This is a genomic window from Halalkalibaculum roseum (genome assembly GCF_011059145.1).
Classification (GTDB): Bacteria; Bacteroidota; Rhodothermia; order Balneolales; family Balneolaceae; genus Halalkalibaculum; species Halalkalibaculum roseum.
This window is the reverse complement of the sequence record NZ_JAALLT010000006.1, coordinates 17,293-38,075: the sequence shown is the minus strand read 5'-3', so window position 1 is coordinate 38,075 and position 20,783 is coordinate 17,293. Positions and strand designations below refer to the sequence as shown.

Annotated in this window: 16 protein-coding genes; 9 read left to right on the top strand and 7 right to left on the bottom strand. The window is 46.4% G+C overall.

Annotated elements, in window-relative coordinates; all coding sequences use genetic code 11:
• Positions 1–4: 4 nt before the first annotated feature.
• From G3570_RS15900 to acnA, 3 genes are all read right to left on the bottom strand, one after another.
• Positions 5–1,198, bottom strand: a complete 1,194-nt coding sequence (locus tag G3570_RS15900) for a histidine kinase dimerization/phosphoacceptor domain -containing protein (RefSeq protein ID WP_165143859.1) — start codon at positions 1,196–1,198, stop codon at positions 5–7.
• Between the two features lie 202 nt (positions 1,199–1,400).
• Positions 1,401–2,573, bottom strand: coding sequence for a sensor histidine kinase (locus G3570_RS15895; protein ID WP_165143858.1), 1,173 nt, complete (start codon positions 2,571–2,573; stop codon positions 1,401–1,403).
• A 189-nt stretch (positions 2,574–2,762) separates the two neighbouring features.
• Positions 2,763–5,474: an aconitate hydratase AcnA gene (gene acnA, locus G3570_RS15890; RefSeq protein WP_165143857.1), complete on the bottom strand. Its 2,712-nt coding sequence runs from the start codon at positions 5,472–5,474 to the stop codon at positions 2,763–2,765.
• A gap of 247 nt (positions 5,475–5,721) precedes the next feature.
• On the opposite strand from acnA, the gene rplM reads away from it, so the two are divergent.
• The 8 genes from rplM (at position 5,722) to G3570_RS15850 (ending at position 16,043) form a co-directional block, all read left to right on the top strand.
• On the top strand, positions 5,722–6,165 hold the full coding sequence (gene rplM, locus G3570_RS15885) for a 50S ribosomal protein L13 (RefSeq protein ID WP_165143856.1): 444 nt from the start codon (positions 5,722–5,724) through the stop codon (positions 6,163–6,165).
• A gap of 7 nt (positions 6,166–6,172) precedes the next feature.
• On the top strand, positions 6,173–6,559 hold the full coding sequence (rpsI, locus tag G3570_RS15880) for a 30S ribosomal protein S9 (RefSeq protein WP_165143855.1): 387 nt from the start codon (positions 6,173–6,175) through the stop codon (positions 6,557–6,559).
• A gap of 200 nt (positions 6,560–6,759) precedes the next feature.
• Positions 6,760–7,608, top strand: coding sequence for a 30S ribosomal protein S2 (gene rpsB / locus G3570_RS15875; protein ID WP_165143854.1), 849 nt, complete (start codon positions 6,760–6,762; stop codon positions 7,606–7,608).
• 61 nt (positions 7,609–7,669) lie between these two features.
• Positions 7,670–8,503, top strand: a complete 834-nt coding sequence (gene tsf, locus G3570_RS15870; protein WP_165143853.1) for a translation elongation factor Ts — start codon at positions 7,670–7,672, stop codon at positions 8,501–8,503.
• A gap of 86 nt (positions 8,504–8,589) precedes the next feature.
• Positions 8,590–9,315, top strand: a complete 726-nt coding sequence (gene pyrH, locus G3570_RS15865) for a UMP kinase (protein WP_165143852.1) — start codon at positions 8,590–8,592, stop codon at positions 9,313–9,315.
• 67 nt (positions 9,316–9,382) lie between these two features.
• Positions 9,383–9,952: a ribosome recycling factor gene (frr, locus tag G3570_RS15860; protein ID WP_165143851.1), complete on the top strand. Its 570-nt coding sequence runs from the start codon at positions 9,383–9,385 to the stop codon at positions 9,950–9,952.
• Positions 9,953–10,097: 145 nt separating this feature from the next.
• Complete coding sequence (smc, locus tag G3570_RS15855; protein WP_165143850.1) at positions 10,098–13,619, top strand: chromosome segregation protein SMC; 3,522 nt, start codon at positions 10,098–10,100, stop codon at positions 13,617–13,619.
• 1,173 nt (positions 13,620–14,792) lie between these two features.
• The gene (locus tag G3570_RS15850) at positions 14,793–16,043 is read left to right on the top strand and encodes a 4-hydroxy-3-methylbut-2-enyl diphosphate reductase (RefSeq protein WP_165143849.1); all 1,251 of its coding nucleotides are present in this window, start codon (positions 14,793–14,795) and stop codon (positions 16,041–16,043) included.
• 21 nt (positions 16,044–16,064) lie between these two features.
• Here the strand turns inward: G3570_RS15850 and G3570_RS15845 are convergent, their stop codons facing one another.
• The 4 genes from G3570_RS15845 to eno all read right to left on the bottom strand — a co-directional run bounded on the left by G3570_RS15845 (position 16,065) and on the right by eno (position 20,005).
• The gene (locus G3570_RS15845) at positions 16,065–17,078 is read right to left on the bottom strand and encodes a CdaR family protein (protein WP_165143848.1); all 1,014 of its coding nucleotides are present in this window, start codon (positions 17,076–17,078) and stop codon (positions 16,065–16,067) included.
• A gap of 52 nt (positions 17,079–17,130) precedes the next feature.
• Positions 17,131–17,433: a DciA family protein gene (locus G3570_RS15840; protein WP_165143847.1), complete on the bottom strand. Its 303-nt coding sequence runs from the start codon at positions 17,431–17,433 to the stop codon at positions 17,131–17,133.
• A gap of 40 nt (positions 17,434–17,473) precedes the next feature.
• The gene (gene recF / locus G3570_RS15835; RefSeq protein WP_165143846.1) at positions 17,474–18,604 is read right to left on the bottom strand and encodes a DNA replication/repair protein RecF; all 1,131 of its coding nucleotides are present in this window, start codon (positions 18,602–18,604) and stop codon (positions 17,474–17,476) included.
• A gap of 114 nt (positions 18,605–18,718) precedes the next feature.
• The gene (gene eno, locus G3570_RS15830) at positions 18,719–20,005 is read right to left on the bottom strand and encodes a phosphopyruvate hydratase (RefSeq protein ID WP_165143845.1); all 1,287 of its coding nucleotides are present in this window, start codon (positions 20,003–20,005) and stop codon (positions 18,719–18,721) included.
• A gap of 98 nt (positions 20,006–20,103) precedes the next feature.
• On the opposite strand from eno, the gene G3570_RS15825 reads away from it, so the two are divergent.
• Entirely contained in the window at positions 20,104–20,778 is a 675-nt protein-coding gene (locus tag G3570_RS15825; protein WP_165143844.1) for an HAD family hydrolase, read from the top strand.
• Positions 20,779–20,783: the final 5 nt, after the last annotated feature.

Here is a 20,783-nt window from a genome sequence, read left to right as displayed (position 1 = left end):
CTGATTAGCTGGTATGAATGTAATCGAAATCCGGAAACTCAAGCGTACATTCCAGTCCTTTGTATCCGGTTTTCTTATTAAAAGAAAAATCGCCGTACAACTTTTCCGTAAGTGAAAAAATAAGTTTGAAACCCTGCGAGGCGTACTCTTCTTCATCAAAATCCACCGGCATACCGATGCCGTTATCCTTATAGTGCATGGTAATAGTCCCGCCTCTACTTGATATGTCTATCAGAATGGAACCTTCACTTTTGTATTTGAAGGCATGCTTATAACTGTTAACAAGCAGTTCATTGAGTATGAGTCCAAAAGCCAGCGTTCGATCCGGATGCAACCTGATCTCATCAATATTTACTTCGATGGAGATATCACGTACCGGTGTTGACAACCCCATGGAAATGGTATCAACCAGTTCCTTGACATAAGGACCGAGATCCACTTCCGACTTGTCCTCCTTACCGGACAGCAGATCATATACGATGTTGATTGACTTAACTCTCGACTGAATCTTCTTAAGTACCTCCTTGCTGGTGGAGTCGTCTAATTTCGTCTCCTCCATCTCCACCATATCAGATATCATATCTAGATTGTTCTTCATCCGATGATGTAGCTCTGAGACCATAAGCCTCTTTTCCTCCAGCAGACTATCCTGGGTTCCTTTCGAGATGGTGGACTCAATGGCACGGGCTGCATGCCGGGCCAATTCCTGGAAAATCGGAAGATCATCTGTTTCAAAGCCTTCATCACCCAGCCTGTTGGCTACCTGAATCACACCGATAATCTTATTCTTCCTGCTAAAGAGAGGGGCACAAATCAAATTCTTGAGATGGTAGTTTTCATACAGTTCGGCACGGTATAGGTTGCCTGTAATATCAACCTCATTGACAAGCAGCGGTATTTCATGCTCCACACTCCACCCGCAGTATCCTTCAAATTTGGGAACTCGCTTTTCGGGAGTGGCATCGTCTTCTTCGGTAGGATTCTTAAGAACCAGTTCTCCGGTCTTGCGATCGAGAAGCATCAATGAACTTGATTCGGTATCCATGACATCACGAGCCGTTTCAAGAACCTCATCAAGTAAGGTTTTGAAATTATTAGACTCGTTAAAACGCTCAAGTCGCTCCAGCAAAACCATCAACCGGTTGCTGGATCGTCCGTTCAAGTCGAATTTTTTATATACGATTGCACCTATGTGCATACCCTTAGTTGCCAACTGTGACTGCCTAACCTTATTTTTAGATTACCAAACGTACTAAATTTTTGGTCTCACTCCCTTTATCCGTAACTATTATAAACAAATAGATCCTAAAATTTTAAAATAACTTTAAGTAAGACGCTCTACGAGTCACAAAGAGGATTAGATTTTCTTAATATGGATCAATTTTAGCGGGAAAGGAAGGCTATTTATCGAATGTTATGGAAAAGCTGGTACCCTCAGCGCTGTTGATTTCAACTGTAGAATTGAGCTTTCTCAACAGTACATTGATCACCCAGGTACCTATAGAACTGGCATCCTCGAGGCTGAACTCTTCGGGAATACCTATGCCGTTATCCCTTACGTCGAGCTGAATTTTATTGTCTTTCAGCGCCAGCAGGTTAATGGTGATATTACCCTCCTTGAGATCTTCAAAAGCGTGCTTGTAGATATTTACCAACAACTCGTTAAGTACCAGTCCGCAAATCATGGCTCGATCGGCAGCCATATGAATGGTATCTGCCTCCACCGTGATATTAACCTCGGTGTTGGGATTCGACAACGTTTTTGAAATTTTCTCAGTAAGGTTGCTTAGGTACATCCCCAGCTCGACTTCATCAAACAATCCTTTCTTGCAGAGCATATCATGTACCTCTCCCATGGATTGCATACGTGAATAGGTATTTTTCAGCACATGACGAGCATGTTTGTCACCCACTGTGTCGAGCTCCATCTCTATAAGCCCAGAAATAGTTGCAAGATTATTCTTCACCCTGTGGTGGATTTCGGTCAGCAGTACTTCCTTCTGCTTGATCCGGCTTTTCATCCGCTCTTCCATACGCGTACGTTCGATAGCCATTGAAACATGAGATGCCAATGCCTGAAACACAGGAATATCGTGGGGTGTAAAGTCCTGAAGGCCTCTTTTATTGATGGCCTGTAATACACCCATGGCATTGTTTTTACTATCAATCAGCGGAACACATATAATATTGCGAGTTTGGAACTCCTCAGCGACCTCCCCAAAAAAGATTTCGCTGTTTTCCAGATCATTGGACAGGTATGGGCGTTTATTTTCTATTACCCATCCACCGACTCCCTTATTCTTGGGAATGCGCTTGCCTTTTATTTCATCTTTCACCGGACCGGTTGGCAGGCTGATAAAGAGTTCACCGGTCTCTTCGTCCAGCAGCATCAGGGAACTGGCTTCGGAATTCATGACGAGACGTGCTGATTCCATACTCTCACTGAGAAGAGATTGAAGCTCCATACTCTTATTGAGTCCTTCGATGGACTCTAACAACAGGTGGAGGCTTTCGCTCGACTGGTCCTTGAGCTCAACGACTCTAAGAGTTGAAGATTTTTTTGCAGTCTCCATACATGATATTCTAGCTTTTCAATACCTGAACGCTAACCCCGTATGCCATTCAGGCTGTAGTGATATTAATATTAAGCTCAATCTATAAAAAAAAGGCCTAACAAAAAATCTAAGCACACGGGATTTACGTTAAGATGCCCTAACAAGTATTAGGGCATCTTTATAATAAGACTGCAAAAGAGGCTTTTGTTACTCTTTTTCCGCGCGGTGATAGTCACGAAGCACGTAATGGAGAATGCCTCCGTTTCTGAAGTAATCGATTTCTACAGGCGTATCAATACGATTTACCGTGGTAAATTCAATAACCTCGCCGTTTTCCTTCTTGGCTTCCACTTTTACATCCTGTTGCGGTTTAAGGTCATCACTAATTAAGATGTTGAATACCTCAGAGCCATCCAGACCCAGGCTATCGGCTGATTCACCCTCTTTAAACTGCAGAGGAAGAACGCCCATACCAACCAGGTTGGAACGGTGAATACGCTCATAGGAAGTGGCGATTACTGCCTTTACTCCCAATAGAATGGTACCCTTTGCTGCCCAGTCACGGGAAGAACCGGTACCGTACTGATCTCCGGCCAGGCCGATCAGCGGTGTGCCTTCTTTCTGGTAGCGGGTGGCCGCATCATAGATTGTGGTGATTTCATCGGTTGGGAAGTACTTGGTATATCCTCCCTCCTTACCCGGTGCCAGCTGATTCTTGAATCGAACATTGGCAAAGGTACCTCGGGTCATCACCCGGTCGTTACCCCTTCGTGATCCATAGGAGTTGAAATCCTTAGGCTCCACCCCGTTTTCAATGAGGTATTTACCGGCGGGACTATCAGGTTTGATATTTCCTGCAGGAGATATATGGTCAGTGGTGATGGAATCCCCCACTTTTACAAGAGCTCTAGCACCCTGGATGGGTCGAATGGGTTCGGGCTCTTCTCCCATATCCATGAAGAAGGGCGGTTCCTGAATGTAGGTGGAGTCTTCTTTCCACTCATACAGTTCCCCACCGCCGACTGGAATCTTATCCCACTCCTCGGATTTAAATACATCGCCGTACTGCTTGTTGAAGAGTTCGGGACGAATAGCGTTATCGAGATGTTCCGCAATTTCATCGGAGGTTGGCCAGATGTCTTTCAGGTATACGTCGTTGCCGTCCTTATCCTTACCCAGTGGTTCGTTGGCGAGGTCGATATCCACGGTACCGGCCAGTGCATAGGCCACTACCAGCGGCGGTGAAGCCAGGTAGTTAGCTTTTACGTATGGATGGATACGTCCTTCGAAATTCCGGTTTCCGGAAAGAACGCCGGCTACAATCAGTTCGCCGTCCTTAACTGCTTTTTCAACAGCTTCGGGCAGTGGACCGGAATTACCGATACAAGTTGTGCAGCCATAACCAACGAGGTTAAAGCCCAGCTTGTCCATATAATCGGTGAGTCCCGCTTCTTCCAGGTAATCGGTAACTACCCGTGATCCCGGTGCCAGTGAGGTTTTAACATAAGGAGGTACGTTCAGTCCTTTTTCGTATGCCTTCTTGGCAACAATACCTGCACCCAGCATCACACTCGGGTTGGAGGTGTTCGTACAGCTGGTGATAGCGGCAATCACCACATCACCGTGCTTCATCTCTATTTCCTGTCCATTTTTAAAAGTACCCTTGTTGGCCAGTTGCTCCTGGGCAAGATTAAAGCCCATAGTCGGATTGTCACTGGTCAGGCAATTTTCAAAGGTAGACTTCATATTCGGCAGGGTAATCCGATCGTGGGGCAATTTCGGTCCGGCCAGTGAAGTTTCCACTTCACCGAGATCCAGTGACAGATGATCGGTATATTCGGGTTCAACCATACCGTCGGTTCGGAATAAGCCCTGCGCTTTGAGATAGTTCTCTACCAGCTGCACCTGCTTTTCATCGCGGCCGGTTCGTCTCATATAACGAATGGATTCGTCATCCACAGGGAAGAAGCCCATTGTCGCACCGTATTCCGGTGACATATTGGCGATCGTAGCACGGTCGGGAAGGCTCATGTTGCTGAGGCCGTCACCGTAAAACTCAACGAATTTACCTACAACGCCGTGGCGTCTGAGCATCTCGGTTACTGTCAGTGTAAGGTCAGTCGCCGTGACCCCCTCGCGAAGTTTGCCTGAGAGTTTAACACCTACTACTTCCGGAACCAGCATGTAGATCGGCTGGCCGAGCATGGCAGCTTCGGCTTCAATACCGCCGACGCCCCATCCCAGGATGCCTAATCCGTTAATCATTGTAGTATGAGAGTCGGTACCCACCAGCGTGTCGGGATAGGCAACGGTAGTACCGTCATCTTCGGTTCGGGTGAAGACACCCTGTGCCAGGTACTCAAGGTTTACCTGGTGTACAATTCCGCGACCCGGAGGTACAACCCGGAAATTGTCAAAAGCTTTCTGACCCCACTTCAGGAATTCATAGCGTTCGCGATTGCGTTCAAATTCTTTTTCCACATTGTACATAAAGGCATATTCCTGCCCGAACATATCCACCTGTACCGAGTGGTCAATAACCAGGTCAACCGGAACCTGTGGGTTGATGGATTGCGGGTTACCACCCATGCGGTCCATAGCCGAACGAAGCGCCGCCAAATCCACAACGGCGGGAACACCGGTAAAATCCTGCAACACCACACGAGATGGCTTATAAGGAATTTCTCCCTGGGGGTCCTTGGCATTATAATCTGCCAGCAGCTTGATATCCTTATCCGTAATGGCATAACCGTCGTGTTCGCGAAGTACCGATTCCAGTAATATGCGAATAGAAAACGGCAGTTTGTTGATATTGCTGTATCCCTGTTCTTCCAGTTTTTTAAGGCTGTAAAAGTGGGCTTTGCCCTGACCTGTTTCGAACTCAGTTTTTATCTGGTCCAGATTTACTTGAGTATTCATTGGTGATATTGCTATGAATTAATAATGGCGATTTTTCTTCTGTCTGAAGTTAAGATTATTTTTAGTGAATGTCTTATTTTCCGGAGGTATTTGTCTAAAAGTTATCGCACAATTTTTTGTATCCCCGATAGGTTCCGGGCCAGTTACCGATTCCATATTTTTTCTGTAAAAGGGCATTGCAAATTGTCGAAAAGAAGCCTATTTTGCGGGACTTCATGAAAAAGCAATTTTCTAAATATTTTTAACCGTGGATACAAACAGTTATAAGACCTACTCGGCAAAGCAGAGTGATATTGAAAAAAATTGGGTTCTTGTAGATGCCGAAGATCAACCATTAGGTCGCCTGGCAAGTAAGGTTGCCACCATACTTCGTGGCAAAAATAAGCCTACATTCACCCCGCACATGGATATGGGTGACAATGTGGTCGTAATCAATGCCGAAAAAGTTAGGCTTAGCGGCAAGAAAATGCAGGATAAGAAATACTTCCGTCACACCGGATTTCCCGGCAGTGAAAGTTTCACTACCGCGGAAGAGATGATGGAAAAAGATCCTACTTTCCTTATCAAGAATGCGATCAAAGGAATGCTGCCGAAGAATAAGTTGAGCAGCAAGCTGATGACCAATGTTCGGATCTATGCCGGCCCGGTTCACAATCAAGAAGCGCAACAACCAGAAAAAATTGAGCTCTAAGTAATACATGGAACAGAAAAATTTTATAGGTCGCAGAAAGACCTCAACTGCACGACTTTATATTAAATCAGGAAGTGGAAACTTTCTGGTAAATGACAAAGAGCTGGACAATTACTTCTCTACACAAGCTCATCGCAATATTGCAACCCTGCCACTGGATGTAACCGAACTAAACGGACAGTTCGACATCAAGGTAACCGTTCGTGGCGGAGGTATCACCGGACAATCCGGTGCTATTCAACATGCGCTGGCTCGTGCTCTTGACGATCATGATGAAGAACTTCACGGCGTACTTAAGTCACACGACCTACTTACCCGTGATGACCGCATGGTTGAGCGTAAGAAGTATGGTCAGCCTAAAGCCCGTAAGAAATTCCAGTTCTCCAAACGATAAGTTTTTATCGGTTATTGGTTATCGGTTAAAAATGATCAACCGATTGCAACTGATAGCGACTGACGAATAACAAACAACCATCTAATATCACACATACGCAGCGACCTAGTGCGCCGGGTGTTCGTCCCGAAAATTTTGGGACGGATTAGCGCCGGGAATGACCTGTGTAGCGGATAAACTCAAAACCAAGTACATTACCTATGCCTACTGCACCAAATCTAGAAGAACTATTGAAATCCGGTGCCCATTTCGGACACCTTACCCGTCGCTGGAACCCGAAGATGAAGGAATTCATCTTCATGGAGCGAAACGGAATACACATCATTGACCTGAAAAAAACCCAGAAGTTTTTTCAGGAAGCGCTTGACGAAGTAGCCAAACTGGCCCGTTCCGGAAAGACCATTCTTTTTGTCGGAACCAAAAAGCAAGCCCAGGATATTGTAAAAACCGAAGCCATCCGATGCGGAATGCCGTACATCACCCATCGTTGGTTAGGCGGTATGCTGACCAACTTTTCAACGGTCAAGAAGAGTATCTCACGTATGGAAGAGATCGACCGCATGGAGAAAGACGGTACTTTTGAAGAGCTGACCAAGAAAGAGGCTCTGATGCTCGATCGCGAACGCGAAAAGCTGGAACAGACTCTCGGCGGTATTGCCAACATGAACCGTCTGCCCGGTGCTGTATTTATCGTCGATACTATCAAAGAACACATCGCCGTTAATGAAGCGATCAAGCTGAATATCCCCATTGTCGCCATGGTAGATACCAATAGTGACCCGGACACTCCGGATTATATTGTACCATGCAATGATGACTCAGCCCGTACCATACAGCTTATTGCCGGAAAAGTAGCCGATGCCATCATCGAAGGAAATGCAGAACGCGAAGCTCAAAACGAAGAAGAGCTGATGGAGCAAGCTGCGGAAGAAGCAAAACAGGCAGAAGCCAAGAAAAAGCAAAAGGCAAAGAAAGCTACCAAAGCTACCGGAAAACGACGTACCCGTCGCAGAAAAGATGAAAGCGAAGGGTCTGACGAAGAAGAGTAGTTTTATCTACCGATACTTACCGAAAAATATTTAACACCAACACTAAACAGAGCAACTCAACATGAGTATTTCTGCGAAAGACGTAAAAGAATTACGAGAACAAACCGGGGCCGGCATGATGGATTGCAAGAAGGCCCTTGAAGAAGCAGATGGCGACTTTGAAAGAGCCATTGAAATTTTAAGAAAGAAAGGCCAAAAACTTTCCGAGAAGAGATCCGATCGCGAAGCCAATCAGGGATTGATTGTTACCAAGGTAAGCGATGACGGTTCAAAAGCTGCTGCCCTGGAAATCAATTGTGAAACTGATTTTGTGGCACGAAATGAAGATTTTCAGAAACGAGCTGACCAATTTGTCAATCTCGTTTTTGAAGAAGAACTTGATTCAGTCGATGAACTTCTTAAGGCAAAAGTTGACGGACTCACCGTTGCAGACCACCTGAAAGACATGGTTGGAAAGATCGGTGAAAAAATTGAGATCAATCGTGTGGTACTTGCCAAGACCGGCGGTCAACTGGTGTCTTACATTCACCCCGGTAACCAGCTGGGCGTGCTCGTGGAGTTTGAAGGGGAAGTCAATGACGACGACATTGCGAAAGACGTCGCTATGCAGGTCGCTGCGATGAAACCTCTTTCAGTTACTCGCGACGGAGTTGACAGTTCTATCGTAGAGAAAGAACTGGAAATAGCCAAAGACCAGCTTTTAAACGAAGGCAAACCGGAAGAAATCGCCGAGAAAGCCGCACAGGGAAAACTCAGAAGATTTTACGAAGAACGCGTTCTTCTTGAACAGAAATTCGTGAAAGACAACAGTCTCTCAGTGAAGGAGTATCTCAAACAGAATGACACCCCGCTTGTCAAGTCATTCCACCGGCTGCAGCTGGGCAATGATTCCTAATCATTTTTTTCTGATAAAAAGGCTACCAATTCGGTAGCCTTTTTTTTATATATAAACGATTTATAACAGCAGTAAAAAAGATAGTTGTGGCCAACAAATATAAGCGTATTCTACTCAAACTAAGCGGGGAAGCCCTTCTGGGAGAACAGGGACACGGAATAGACGGTAATATCCTTACCCAGTATGCCAATGAAATCAAAGCCGTTCATGACGAAGGCTATGAACTCTGCGTGGTCATCGGCGGTGGCAATATTTTCCGTGGTGTGAAAGGTGCAACCGAAGGTATGGACCGTGTTCAGGGAGATTACATGGGCATGCTTGCAACCATGATCAACAGTATGGCTTTTCAGGACGCCCTGGAACGTAAAGGCGTGCATACCCGGCTGATGTCAGCCATTCGCATGGAAGAAATCGCCGAGCCGTATATTCGTCGGCGGGCCATCAGGCATCTTGAAAAGGGACGCGTAGTCATTTTTGGAGCCGGCACCGGCAATCCATACTTCACTACCGATACTGCAGCGGCGCTGCGTGCCATTGAGGTTGAAGCAGAGGTTATATTGAAAGGCACCCGGGTTGACGGAATCTATGATTCCGACCCCGAGCAGAATCCGGAAGCAAAGAAATTTCAAACCATAACCGGCGATGAAGTGCTTAGCCGCAGACTGGACATTATGGATCTTACCGCATTCACACTCTGCCGGGAAAACGAGACGCCCCTTATTGTGTTCAATATGAATATCGTGGGCAATCTTAAGAAAGCCCTTAACGGTGAAAGCGACGTAGGCTCCAAGGTTGTTTGGGAAGAAAGCTAGATTTATTAACTTCAGTTTTTATTGAACCCATTGCTGTTTACAAACTTCTAACCAGATCAAAAATATTATGATACCTAAGGAGTTGCAGTCCATTATCAAGGAAGCCGACAAAAAAATGGACGAAGCCGTGAATTATTTTAAAACCGAACTGTCTCACGTCAGGGCGGGAAAGGCACAGCCCTCACTGCTCGACGGGGTTAAAGTAGACTATTATGGCAGCAAGACACCCCTGAACCAGCTGGCCAATGTTAGCGCACCCGAGGCACGTATGCTTACGGTTCAGCCTTATGATAAGTCGGCCCTGGAAGATATTGAAAAAGCCATCATGTCTGCCGGACTCGGATTGAACCCCAGCAACGACGGAAATATCATACGCATACCTCTCCCCATATTATCGGAAGAACGGCGCAAGGATCTGGTTAAGCGCTGCGGAGAACTGGCTGAAGACGCCCGCATCAGCGTGCGAAATACCCGCCGCAATGCCAATGATGAAATTAAGAAAACGGTCAAGGAAGAATCCCTTCCGGAAGATTCAAAATTTGAGGCGGAAGAAGAGATTCAAAGCATTACCGATCAGCATACCAAGAAAGTTGACGAGCTTCTGGAGCAGAAGGAAAAAGAAATCATGACAGTATAGTTGTAAGTACCAATATCCAAAAAGTAAATTACAAACAAATACTAAATTCGAAATTCGAATACTCGAAACAAACCGTTTCGAATTTCTGGTTATTCGATATTCGGATTTGTTTGTAATTTGAAGCTTGTCATTTGAAATTTAGTAAATGTATATATCCGACCTAGAATTACAGGGCTTTAAGAGTTTTGCCTACAAAACGCAGGTGAAATTCGACAAAGGCATTACCGCAATCGTCGGTCCCAATGGATGCGGCAAGTCAAATATTGTGGACGCGATGCGCTGGGTACTCGGCGAGCAACGTCCCACCCTACTTCGCTCTGCCAGCATGACCAATGTCATTTTCAACGGGACCGCCAAGAAGAATGCCCTTGGCATGGCTGAAGTCTCTCTGACCTTTGTAAATAATAAAGGTCTATTGCCTACCGAATATAATGAAGTAACCATTTCCCGGCGACTCTACCGTTCCGGTGAAAGCGAGTACCTCATTAATGGAACGACCTGTAGGCTGAAAGATATCTCTGAACTGTTCATGGATACGGGTATGAGCTCTGATGCCTACTCTGTGATTGAACTGAAAATGGTTGAGGAGATTCTCAATGACAAGAATAACGACCGCCGTCGTCTATTTGAAGAGGCTGCAGGAGTAACCCGCTATAAAGAGAAGCGTAAGAAGACCTTCCGCAAGCTCGATGAAGCCCAAAAAGACCTCCAGCGTGTGGAAGATATCCTGGTGGAGGTTCGTAAAAACACTCGGTCTCTTGAAATACAGGCTGAAAAGGCCCAAAAGGCCAAGAAATACCGCAAAGAGCTGGAGCACCTTGACAAAGCATTAAACCTGCACGAGTACCAAAAGATCAAGGAAGAGCTCGAACCACTGCAGGAGCGGATTGCAAATGCCGAGAAAGAGAAGAAAGAGATTATTGCCAAAGCAGACGAACTGGAACAGACCGAGGAAGAAGCCAGAAATGCCCTCAACGAAAAAGAGCGAAACCAGGCCGAAGCACAGCGTCGAGTAAGCCAGCTCCATTCCAAAATACAGGACACCGAGACCAACCTTCGCATCACTAAAGAGAAGATCAGCAATGAAGAAGGGGTCATCGAGCAGTACACCAAGGATATTGAACAAGGCAAGCAGGACCTAAAAGACCTGCGGGAGCTTTTTGAGAACAGTAAAAACAAACTGGAGACTTTCGAAAAAGACCTTCAGAAAGCCGGGCAGAACCTTAAAGACTCCAAAGAGAAGTACTCATCGGTTCAACAGAAGTATTCCGCTGTACGGGAGAATTTGAGACAGCTGGAGCAAGAATTCAGCGAGACTAACCGCAAGCTCAACGATTTACAGTCTGAGCGTATCCGTATTGAGTCAAAACTGGAAAATACGGAAGGTGACCTCATACGCATCCGCGAGGAAATTGAAGATCTGGAAGATGAGATCGAGAATTTCAAAGGGGAAAAGGGACTGCTTAATGAGAAATTAGATGAAGCCCGGGAAGGCCGGGAAAAGAGACAGGAAGCTCTCAACAATGCCAAAGAGAAGCGGGAATCCTTAAGCGATAAGCGCGATGAACTGAAAGATCAGATTCGTAGCTATCAGAGCAGCCTTGATTCCATTGAATCAGAGATTTCACTGCTCCAGGATATTGCCAATTCCAATGAGGCTTTCCCATCTAGTGTTCAATACTTGCTGGATGAACATGGAGAACGTTTCGAACTGCTGGACGTAGTATCCAACATTCTTTCCACAGATGAGGAGCATGCCATTGCCCTTGAAGCCGTTCTTGGAGAATCTCTGAATTTTGTAGTCGTAAATACCTTATCCGACGCCCGGAAAGCCGCCTCCCTACTCAAGGATGACGACAAGGGACGTGCGACCTTCATACCGCTCGACCGTTTGAGCGACAACTACGATGTGGAAAAGAATTCACTGTATCACAAAGCAGAGTCACAGAAAAAATTTAATGCATTGACCCAGCTGCTTCTGGGCAATGTGCTTGTATTCGATTCGGTTGAAGAGGCGCAAGAGAAGCTGCAAGGCAGTCGCAATATCGGGGTTACACCTGACGGGGAGGTTATTACAACCCACAGCTTCCTGAAAAGCGGCAGCAAGAGCAAGAATGCAGGCATCCGGGTCGGACTGAAAGATAAGATTGAAAAACTGGAAAAGAAGGCTGAGAAGTCTCGTTCAAATATCAAAAGCTCGCAGCAGGAGCTGCAGGAAGTGCAGGAAGAGTACGACAAGATCAATCTTTCCGAACTGGAAAAAGAGCTTAAAGAGAAGGAGAAAGAAGTCAGGAGTATCGAGAACCGTATCAACAGCTTCGACTCTAAAATCCAGGTCTATGAAAAAAATATCGGGGAGCTGAAAAATCGTCGGGAATCGCTGATCAGCAACGAAGGCAATGCCCAGGAAAAGCTGGACAGCCTTCAACCCAAGCAGAAAGAGCTGCAACAGAAACTCAAAGACCTGCACGAACAGCAGGAAGAGAAAAAACAGGTACTGCAGGATCTGGAGGAAGAGCGCTCCATTGCCCAGAGCCGCTATAATGACGCCCAGTTGAAGCACCAGGACTTGCAGAACAAAGTTGAAAACCACGAACGTGATATCAAGCGAGCTGAAAACGGCATCAAAAGTGTCAAGGAACGGCTGGAACTGCGTTCTGAGAAAACAGAGGAAGCCAAAAAGCGTATCGAGCGGTACAAGTCATCCATAGAACAGTACGAGGATGAACTCGAAACCACCCGCAAGAAAAAGAAAGAAGCCGATAAAGCCCTTGAGGATGCAGAGCAAAGTTCGGCCAAGCAGCGTGGAAATATCAATGAAATTGAGAAAGACCTGAAGGAGGTCCGCCGCCGCAAGGAAGTGAATATGGAGCTGGTTCATCACCTGGCCATGGCCAAGGAGAAATTTGAGATGCAGATTGAGAATCTCTCCGATCACATCTGGGACACCTACGGCGTGTTGATGGATCAGATTGATGAGGAGCTGCCTGAGGATATGGAGCCGGAAGAAGCCAAAGAACGCATCAGCTGGCTGCGACAGAAGCTGAACAAGATTGGTGACGTGAATCCGCTTGCCATTGAGGAGTTCGAAGAAGAGAAAGAGCGGCTCGACTTTTACGAGGAACAGATAGAAGATCTCCACAAAGCTGAACAGGAGCTTCGCGAGACCATTGACGAGATCAACAAAACCGCCACCGAGCGTTTTAACAAGACCTTCGAAAAAATTCGGGAGAACTTTGTTGATGTATTCCACACGCTGTTCAACGAAGACGATTTTTGTGACTTAGTAATCGATGAGGAAGCCGAAGACCCGCTAGAGGCCAGCATTGAGATCAAAGCTAACCCACGCGGCAAGAGGCCATCTACCATCAATCAGCTCTCCGGCGGAGAAAAGACTCTCACAGCCATTGCACTGCTCTTTGCCATCTACCTCGTTAAGCCTTCCCCCTTCTGTGTGCTCGATGAGGTTGACGCGCCGCTAGACGACGCTAATATTGAACGCTTTGCCAATATGATTAAACGTTTCAGTGAGGAGACACAGTTTATCATCATTACCCACAACAAGAAGACCATGGGCAAAGCCGAGATGATGTACGGTATCACCATGCCGGAGACCGGTATCAGCCGGCTCGTAGGGGTAAAGCTGGATGAAGTGGCGGAGGCGTAGGGTAAACGTGAAATGGTTGATCCATACGTCAAATAAATTTAGCCTGATGCTGTACCCCTGAGTTGCACAGAGAAGCACGGAGTTACACAGAGTAACTATGGATTTCGATTGCTGCTTTTTCTGTCTTTTTAATACTGATTTCAATTCATACGATATTTTCTTGTAACCCTCCAAGGGTCGAGACCCCTGGAGGGTTTATTTTCATCCGCACTTGGAGTTGTGAGGCAGGTGCTTGTGGAGGTTACATGAAGGCGAGTGGTTGTAAATACACACCGATGAGATCTTCGTAGCGATCACTAAATGTGAAGGATCATTGTCTTTACCCTCGCCAATTGCAACCGGTGTCCTGCCGAGTNAAATACACACCGATGAGATCTTCGTAGCGATCACTAAATGTGAAGGATCATTGTCTTTACCCTCGCCAATTGCAACCGGTGTCCTGCCGAGTAAATCCTGGCGGCGCGTTTTGCGGTACTTTTGCGCGTCAAAAATACCAGTGTAGAACTCGGACAACACTTCATCTTGTTACTTTCGACTGGCCAAAAGTAACCCTGCCATAGGCATCCTTATGGGAAAAGCCACCGGGGGTATTGAGAAAGGTTGTCATCCCGAGCCCCGTCGAGGGATCTCATCCGCTAAGATTCGATTCGCCTTTTCGNTTACCCTCGCCAATTGCAACCGGTGTCCTGCCGAGTAAATCCTGGCGGCGCGTTTTGCGGTACTTTTGCGCGTCAAAAATACCAGTGTAGAACTCGGACAACACTTCATCTTGTTACTTTCGACTGGCCAAAAGTAACCCTGCCATAGGCATCCTTATGGGAAAAGCCACCGGGGGTATTGAGAAAGGTTGTCATCCCGAGCCCCGTCGAGGGATCTCATCCGCTAAGATTCGATTCGCCTTTTCGGAACGGATGAGATCCCTCCACTTACGGTCGGGATGACACCTGCAAATGGGTTCTAAGTCAGAATAAATGATTATTGAATAGTTCCTCTCCCCTACCTCTTTCGCTGCTCTACTGGGGAATGCTCTCGCTTTACCAATTTCCAGGAGATCATTTAGCTATAGTACATCTAAAATAAACCATTTAATCAGTGAGTAATGGGAATCGATTACCTACCTTTTTCTGTTACTCCTTGTGATCTTTCCTTTGAAGCTCCTTATATTTGACGTCTATGGCACGAAAGAAATTTGATATACCCGACATTTATGAATCCCCGATCATCCGCAAGGTAAAGGATGCAAACAAGGTGGTAGATCCACGCAAAAAGGATCTCGAACCTACCCTGCTCGATTTTGGTCCTGTTCAATTTTACATCCCCCGCCACTTCGGTTTCTGCTATGGGGTGGAGAATGCCATCGATATTGCCTATCGAACGGTTAATGAACACCCGGATAAGGATATCTACCTGTTGAGCGAGATGATCCACAATCCCACCGTGAACGAAGACCTGCAAGCGCGAGGAGTTCGCTTCCTGTTTGAGACGGACGGGACGGAATTGATTCCGATTTCATCGCTCGATCAAGACGACATCGTGATCGTGCCTGCATTCGGTACCACGATAGAGATTCAGCAGAAGCTTAAGGAGCAGGGCATCGATCCCTATGAGTATAACACCACCTGTCCTTTTGTGGAAAAAGTCTGGAAACGCGGAAGTCAGCTAGGCAACAAGGGCTACTCGCTGGTGATTCACGGTAAGCATCATCACGAGGAGACCCGTGCTACCTTCTCGCATAGTTCCAATCACTCGGAATGCGTGGTGGTTCTGAATCCAGAAGAGGCTCAGATTCTGGCTGATATTATGACCGGAGATCGACCCCGAACGGATTTTGAGAAGTATTTCGGACACAAGAGCACAGAGAATTTTGATCCCATTACTTCTCTGGAGCATTTTGGGGTGATTAACCAAACCACGATGCTTGCCACAGAAACACAAGAAGTGATGGATATTCTTAAGGAGGCGGCGGCCAAGCGATTCGGAGAATCCGACGTACTTGACCATTTTGCAGATACCACTGACACGCTCTGTTACGCAACCAATGAGAACCAGTCGGCCACGCTTGCCCTTGCCGATACAGATGCCGATATCGGACTGGTAGTCGGTGGGTACAATTCCTCAAATACCATGCACCTTGTGGAGATTCTTGAGCACGCCTATCCCACCTTCCACGTGCGGGACGCTGAGGAGATTAAGTCTGACTCACTCATCCGGCACTTTAATCAATGGGACAAGGAGATCAAGAAAACCGACGACTGGCTGCCGAAAAGTGATAAACCGGTGAAGGTCGCACTGACTTCCGGTGCTTCTTGTCCGGATGTGCTGGTTGATGAGGTACTGCTGAAGGTGCTCGACTTCTTTGAAAATACCAAGGATGTTCAAAAAGTGATCAAGCCATTCGAGAAGCAACTTGATGAAGTGGCTTAAATACCACTTAGTCACTCAATTTTAATTATTCAGTACCATAAAGTACGAGACACTGGTAGGCTGATAGGAACGCAATTTGATATTGTACCCGGCGGGGGCCGTGTTTTCAATATTCGGCACTACGAAGCCGGTAGTGTCTTCACTGATCTGCCGGTAAGAAATATAAGCAGTAAAGGGATTATTCAGCTCCTGAACCTCCGAATACTGATCCACCGGCACGTTATACCGAATAGTTAGCATGGAAGGGCTGAACGTCACACTGCGTCCGGAAGGCATATTTCGAGCCTCAATATTGACACGGGTTTCCCCTTCGGTATACTGGGCCACATTGGCATTATAGGTCACTTCAAGAGGTGTGATACTGTACAGAGGTTCCGTTTCCTTCAAACCAACCGTGGCAGAAATATCCGTATCCACATCCTCAAACTGAACCGGGGCCGTTTCCCACGTTTCAATATTGCGAATGATTGAACCGGCACCTGTGATGGTTACACTGTCCGGTTCCAGATAGGGTTCGCCCGCAAAATTATACTGGTCCTCAAAAGTAACCTCTACATTGGACCGGATGGGAATTTTCTTCGTCATCTTGCTCTCCATGTCAAGATTGAGAAAAAGTGGCTGTACTTTCTGCACGCTCAAATCCGGATTGGCATTCAGCTGTTTCTGTACCTGCTCATAGAGATTAATCTCATTTTGGTTCACATCCACAAAAACCTGGGGCGGATTGTTATAAATATTAATCAGCTGCCAACCTTCTCCCGAAATACTAACCGTGGCGTCTGAGGGAAGCTCTTCGGTGAGCGCCTGGTCGTCCGGCATATTACCCATAACGATAGGCAAATTGACATTGATGGTATAATCCCTGCTTAGGTTCACCATCAGCCACAGGCAAAGCGCGAGGATAAAAGCCACCACAAATACAACGATTTTGCCTTTCCTGCTCTCCTCGATATCGCTTTCTTCTTTACTTCTGACGATAGAGGACCAAATAGACTGGAGCCGTTCCTTGAACTGTTCAATTTTTTCATTATCCATAGCACTCATATCAGGCTAATATAGATGGGCAGTTTATGGTTGTCAATGAGAACTAGGAACGAACGATAATTTCCTTTATGATTTTTTCTCCTACCTGGTCATTAAGCTTTTTTGCGATACTGAACCGCTTCATGTGGATTTCGTGACGCCAGGCAGGATTCTTCACATTTAAGATTAGCTTGCTATTTTCAAAACGCAGGTTTTCGGTCTGTTGAGCAATATTCTCACCTACCGTCTCATCCCAAAGGGAAAGAATCATTCCCCTCTTCAGACGCTTTCTGTAGGGTACATCATCCAGGAAGTCTTTTACCAGCTCCTTGAGGGGTTTCGGTGTATTTGTTCTGTAGCGAGACATCTATTGCGATTCGTTATGAATCCAAGCTTAGGCTCAAATTCTATTTTATCCTTTCTATCTTTCCCTGCTCCACACGAAATTTGCGATTCTTCTCACCGTCGAAGGTGACATAGTCCTCAAAAGGTATTGGATTTGCCGACGTAATGAAAGTCTGACCCGCATGCTCAATCAGAGCATTGAGTAATACTTCGGTTCGCTGGGCATCCAAATCACCGAAGACATCATCCAGCAAAAAAATGGGCAGATCATCCAGTTCGGCAGAAAAGTAAAACAGCTGAGCCAGTTTCAGAGCCAGTGCAAAAAGCCTGTGCTGGCCTTGGGAACCGAATTTGCGAAGTTCAAAATCATCGAGGTAGAAAACGATTTCATCACGGTGCGGCCCTACCGTAGTAATTTCCCGTTCGAGTTCATTATCCAGGGCTTTTTTCAGCTCTTCCCGGTACCGATCTTCTACGACTTGAATATCCTCTGAGGGCTCACAAAAGGTCTGGTACTCCAGATGCGGTTTATGACGCATACCGGATATCAGTTCATACTCCTCTGCCAGGTAATCCTGAAACTGATTCAACACCTCCGTTCGCTTAGCGACAATACGCGAGCCATATTCAACCAGTTGTACATTCCACGGCTCCAGGTAGGCTAGCATGACTTCGCGGCTGCCGCGGAATTCCTGAAGGAGCTTGTTTCGCTGCTTTCGGGCTTTCCTGAAATCCAGCAAATCCTTGAGATATCGCGGTGATATCTGGCTGATGAACGAGTCAATAAACGAGCGGCGTTCGGCAGGTCCCTCGCTGGTCAGTTTTTTATCCTGTGGTGCCAACACGACGACAGGTACCATACCGATAAGATCGGATAAGCGATCAAGCGGACTTTCATTTACAAAAATCTTCTTCCCTTCCCCGCGCGAATAGGAACATCCTACATCAAAGCTGGCCCTGATGTTTCCTTCAAAATGACCCTTGACCATAAAAAAAGTGGCATCCTGATTTACCACATAAATGTCACTGGTGGAGATAAAACTACGGGTCATGCAGAGGTAGTGAATGGCATCGATCAGGTTTGTTTTTCCGGCCCCATTGGGACCGATGATAACATTCATGTGTGGTGCCCATTCAACCCGTGTATCCACATGGTTGCGAAAATTTTGAAGTCGGGTGAATGTAGTGCGCATAGAAAAATAAAAAGAGGCAGAACACAGATTTAACGGATATAACAGATCATCAGGGAATTAAAATATATTACCCGTGAGTATTCGCTAAATCTGTGTCATCCGTGTTCCATAAATTTAAACGCCGAAAGCGTCTTTGCCGGGAAATATGGCATTTGGACCTAACTGTTCTTCAATTCTCAGCAACTGGTTGTACTTGGCGATACGGTCGGTACGACTCATGGAACCCGTTTTGATCTGACCCGCATTGGTTGCCACAGCAAGGTCGGCGATAGTGGTATCTTCGGTTTCTCCCGAACGGTGTGAGATCACGGCAGTGTAATCATTTTTATGCGCCATTTCGATGGCATCAAGCGTTTCAGTTAGCGTTCCGATCTGGTTGACTTTAATCAGGATAGAATTCGCAACTCCCATCTTAATTCCCTTGGCCAGTCGATCGGTATTGGTTACAAAGAGGTCGTCACCGACCAACTGCACCTTGTCTCCGATAGCATCAGTAAGCTTCTTCCAGCCATCCCAGTCATCTTCTGCCAAAGCATCCTCAATGGAGACAATAGGATACTTATCTACCCAATCGCTCCAGAAGGCAACCATATCTTCCTGGTCGCGTTCGCTTCCATCACTCCATTTAAATTCATAGACATTCTTCTCGGCGTTATAGAATTCCGAAGTAGCAGGATCGAGCGTGATGAAGATGTCTTCACCGGGAGTATATCCCGCCTTTTCGGTTGCCTGTAGTATAACTTCCACCGCTTCTTCATTCGACTTGAGGTTGGGGGCAAAACCACCTTCATCACCGACAGCCGTATTATAACCTTTGTCCTTCAGCACTTTCTTCAGATTATGAAACACTTCGGCACCCATACGGATAGCTTCAGAAAAACTGGAAGCCCCACCCGGAGAAATCATGAATTCCTGAAGGTCCACATTATTATCGGCATGAGATCCGCCGTTGATTATATTCATCATAGGCAGAGGCAGCACTTTGGCATTTACGCCACCAATATACCTCCAAAGCGGCAGATTCAGTGCGTTGGCAGCGGCATCTGCTGCAGCTAATGATACACCCAATATAGCATTTGCGCCAAGCTTGCCTTTGTTTTCCGTACCGTCGAGATCAAGCAGGGTGTTGTCAAGTTCCACCTGGTTGAACACCTCCATACCCCTAAGCTCCCCGGCAATTATGGTGTTCACATTTTCAACAGCCTTCCGAACTCCTTTGCCCATAAAAACATTTTCATCACCGTCGCGAAGCTCTACCGCCTCGTGCTCTCCGGTGGAGGCTCCGGAGGGAACTGCAGCACGTCCCATTATTCCGGTGTTCAAAATAACATCAACTTCTACAGTCGGGTTGCCTCGGGAATCAATGATCTGGCGCCCGTTAATTTCATCGATAAAACTCATTGCTTGACCTATTTGTTTTAGACTAAAATTGTGACTTAATGTACAAAGTTTTTTAGTACACTATAAAGCATATTGCGTATTCTGAATTCCATTGATTTATGAAGCCTATACTCCTGTTTGATATCGACGGAACCCTGCTCAGCGTCGAGAGAAATTTTATGCACTCGTTGATTTCCGAGATCCTTGATTCGTTATCCCTGGATTCTTCGGTTCTTGCCGATACAGCCTTTGCGGGTAGAACCGACCAGGCCATTTTCCGGTCGCTGCTGGGAAATCAGCAACAGAATGATTACCTCTACCGTGAATTGAAGACCCGTTACCTGGCAGGCATGCATCAGGAGTTGAAGCCTGCACATGTGTCGGTTTATGAACATACAGATACCTGCCTCAGCTTTTTTAGAGAGCGAAACCATCATATGGGACTGCTGACCGGTAATTTCAAGGAAATTGCTGCTCACAAGCTGAGCATGGCCGGATACAATAATTATTTCACCTTTGGAGCTTACGGTTGCGATCACGCCGACCGCAATCTCCTGGGTAGCGCTGCAAGTAAGAACTACCGCCAGCTGCATGAAAGAGAAGCCGAGCCGGAAGAGTTTATCATCGTCGGAGATACGCCTCTGGATATTGAGTGTGCCCGGCATTTTGGGTGTCGCTGCGTGGTGGTGACTACCGGCCACTTTTCAAGAGAGGAGCTGGCTGCGCATGACCCGGACCTGATATTAGATAGCCTGGAAAAGCCTGAGGATTGGTTTAGTGAGTTAGTTGGGTAGTTGCT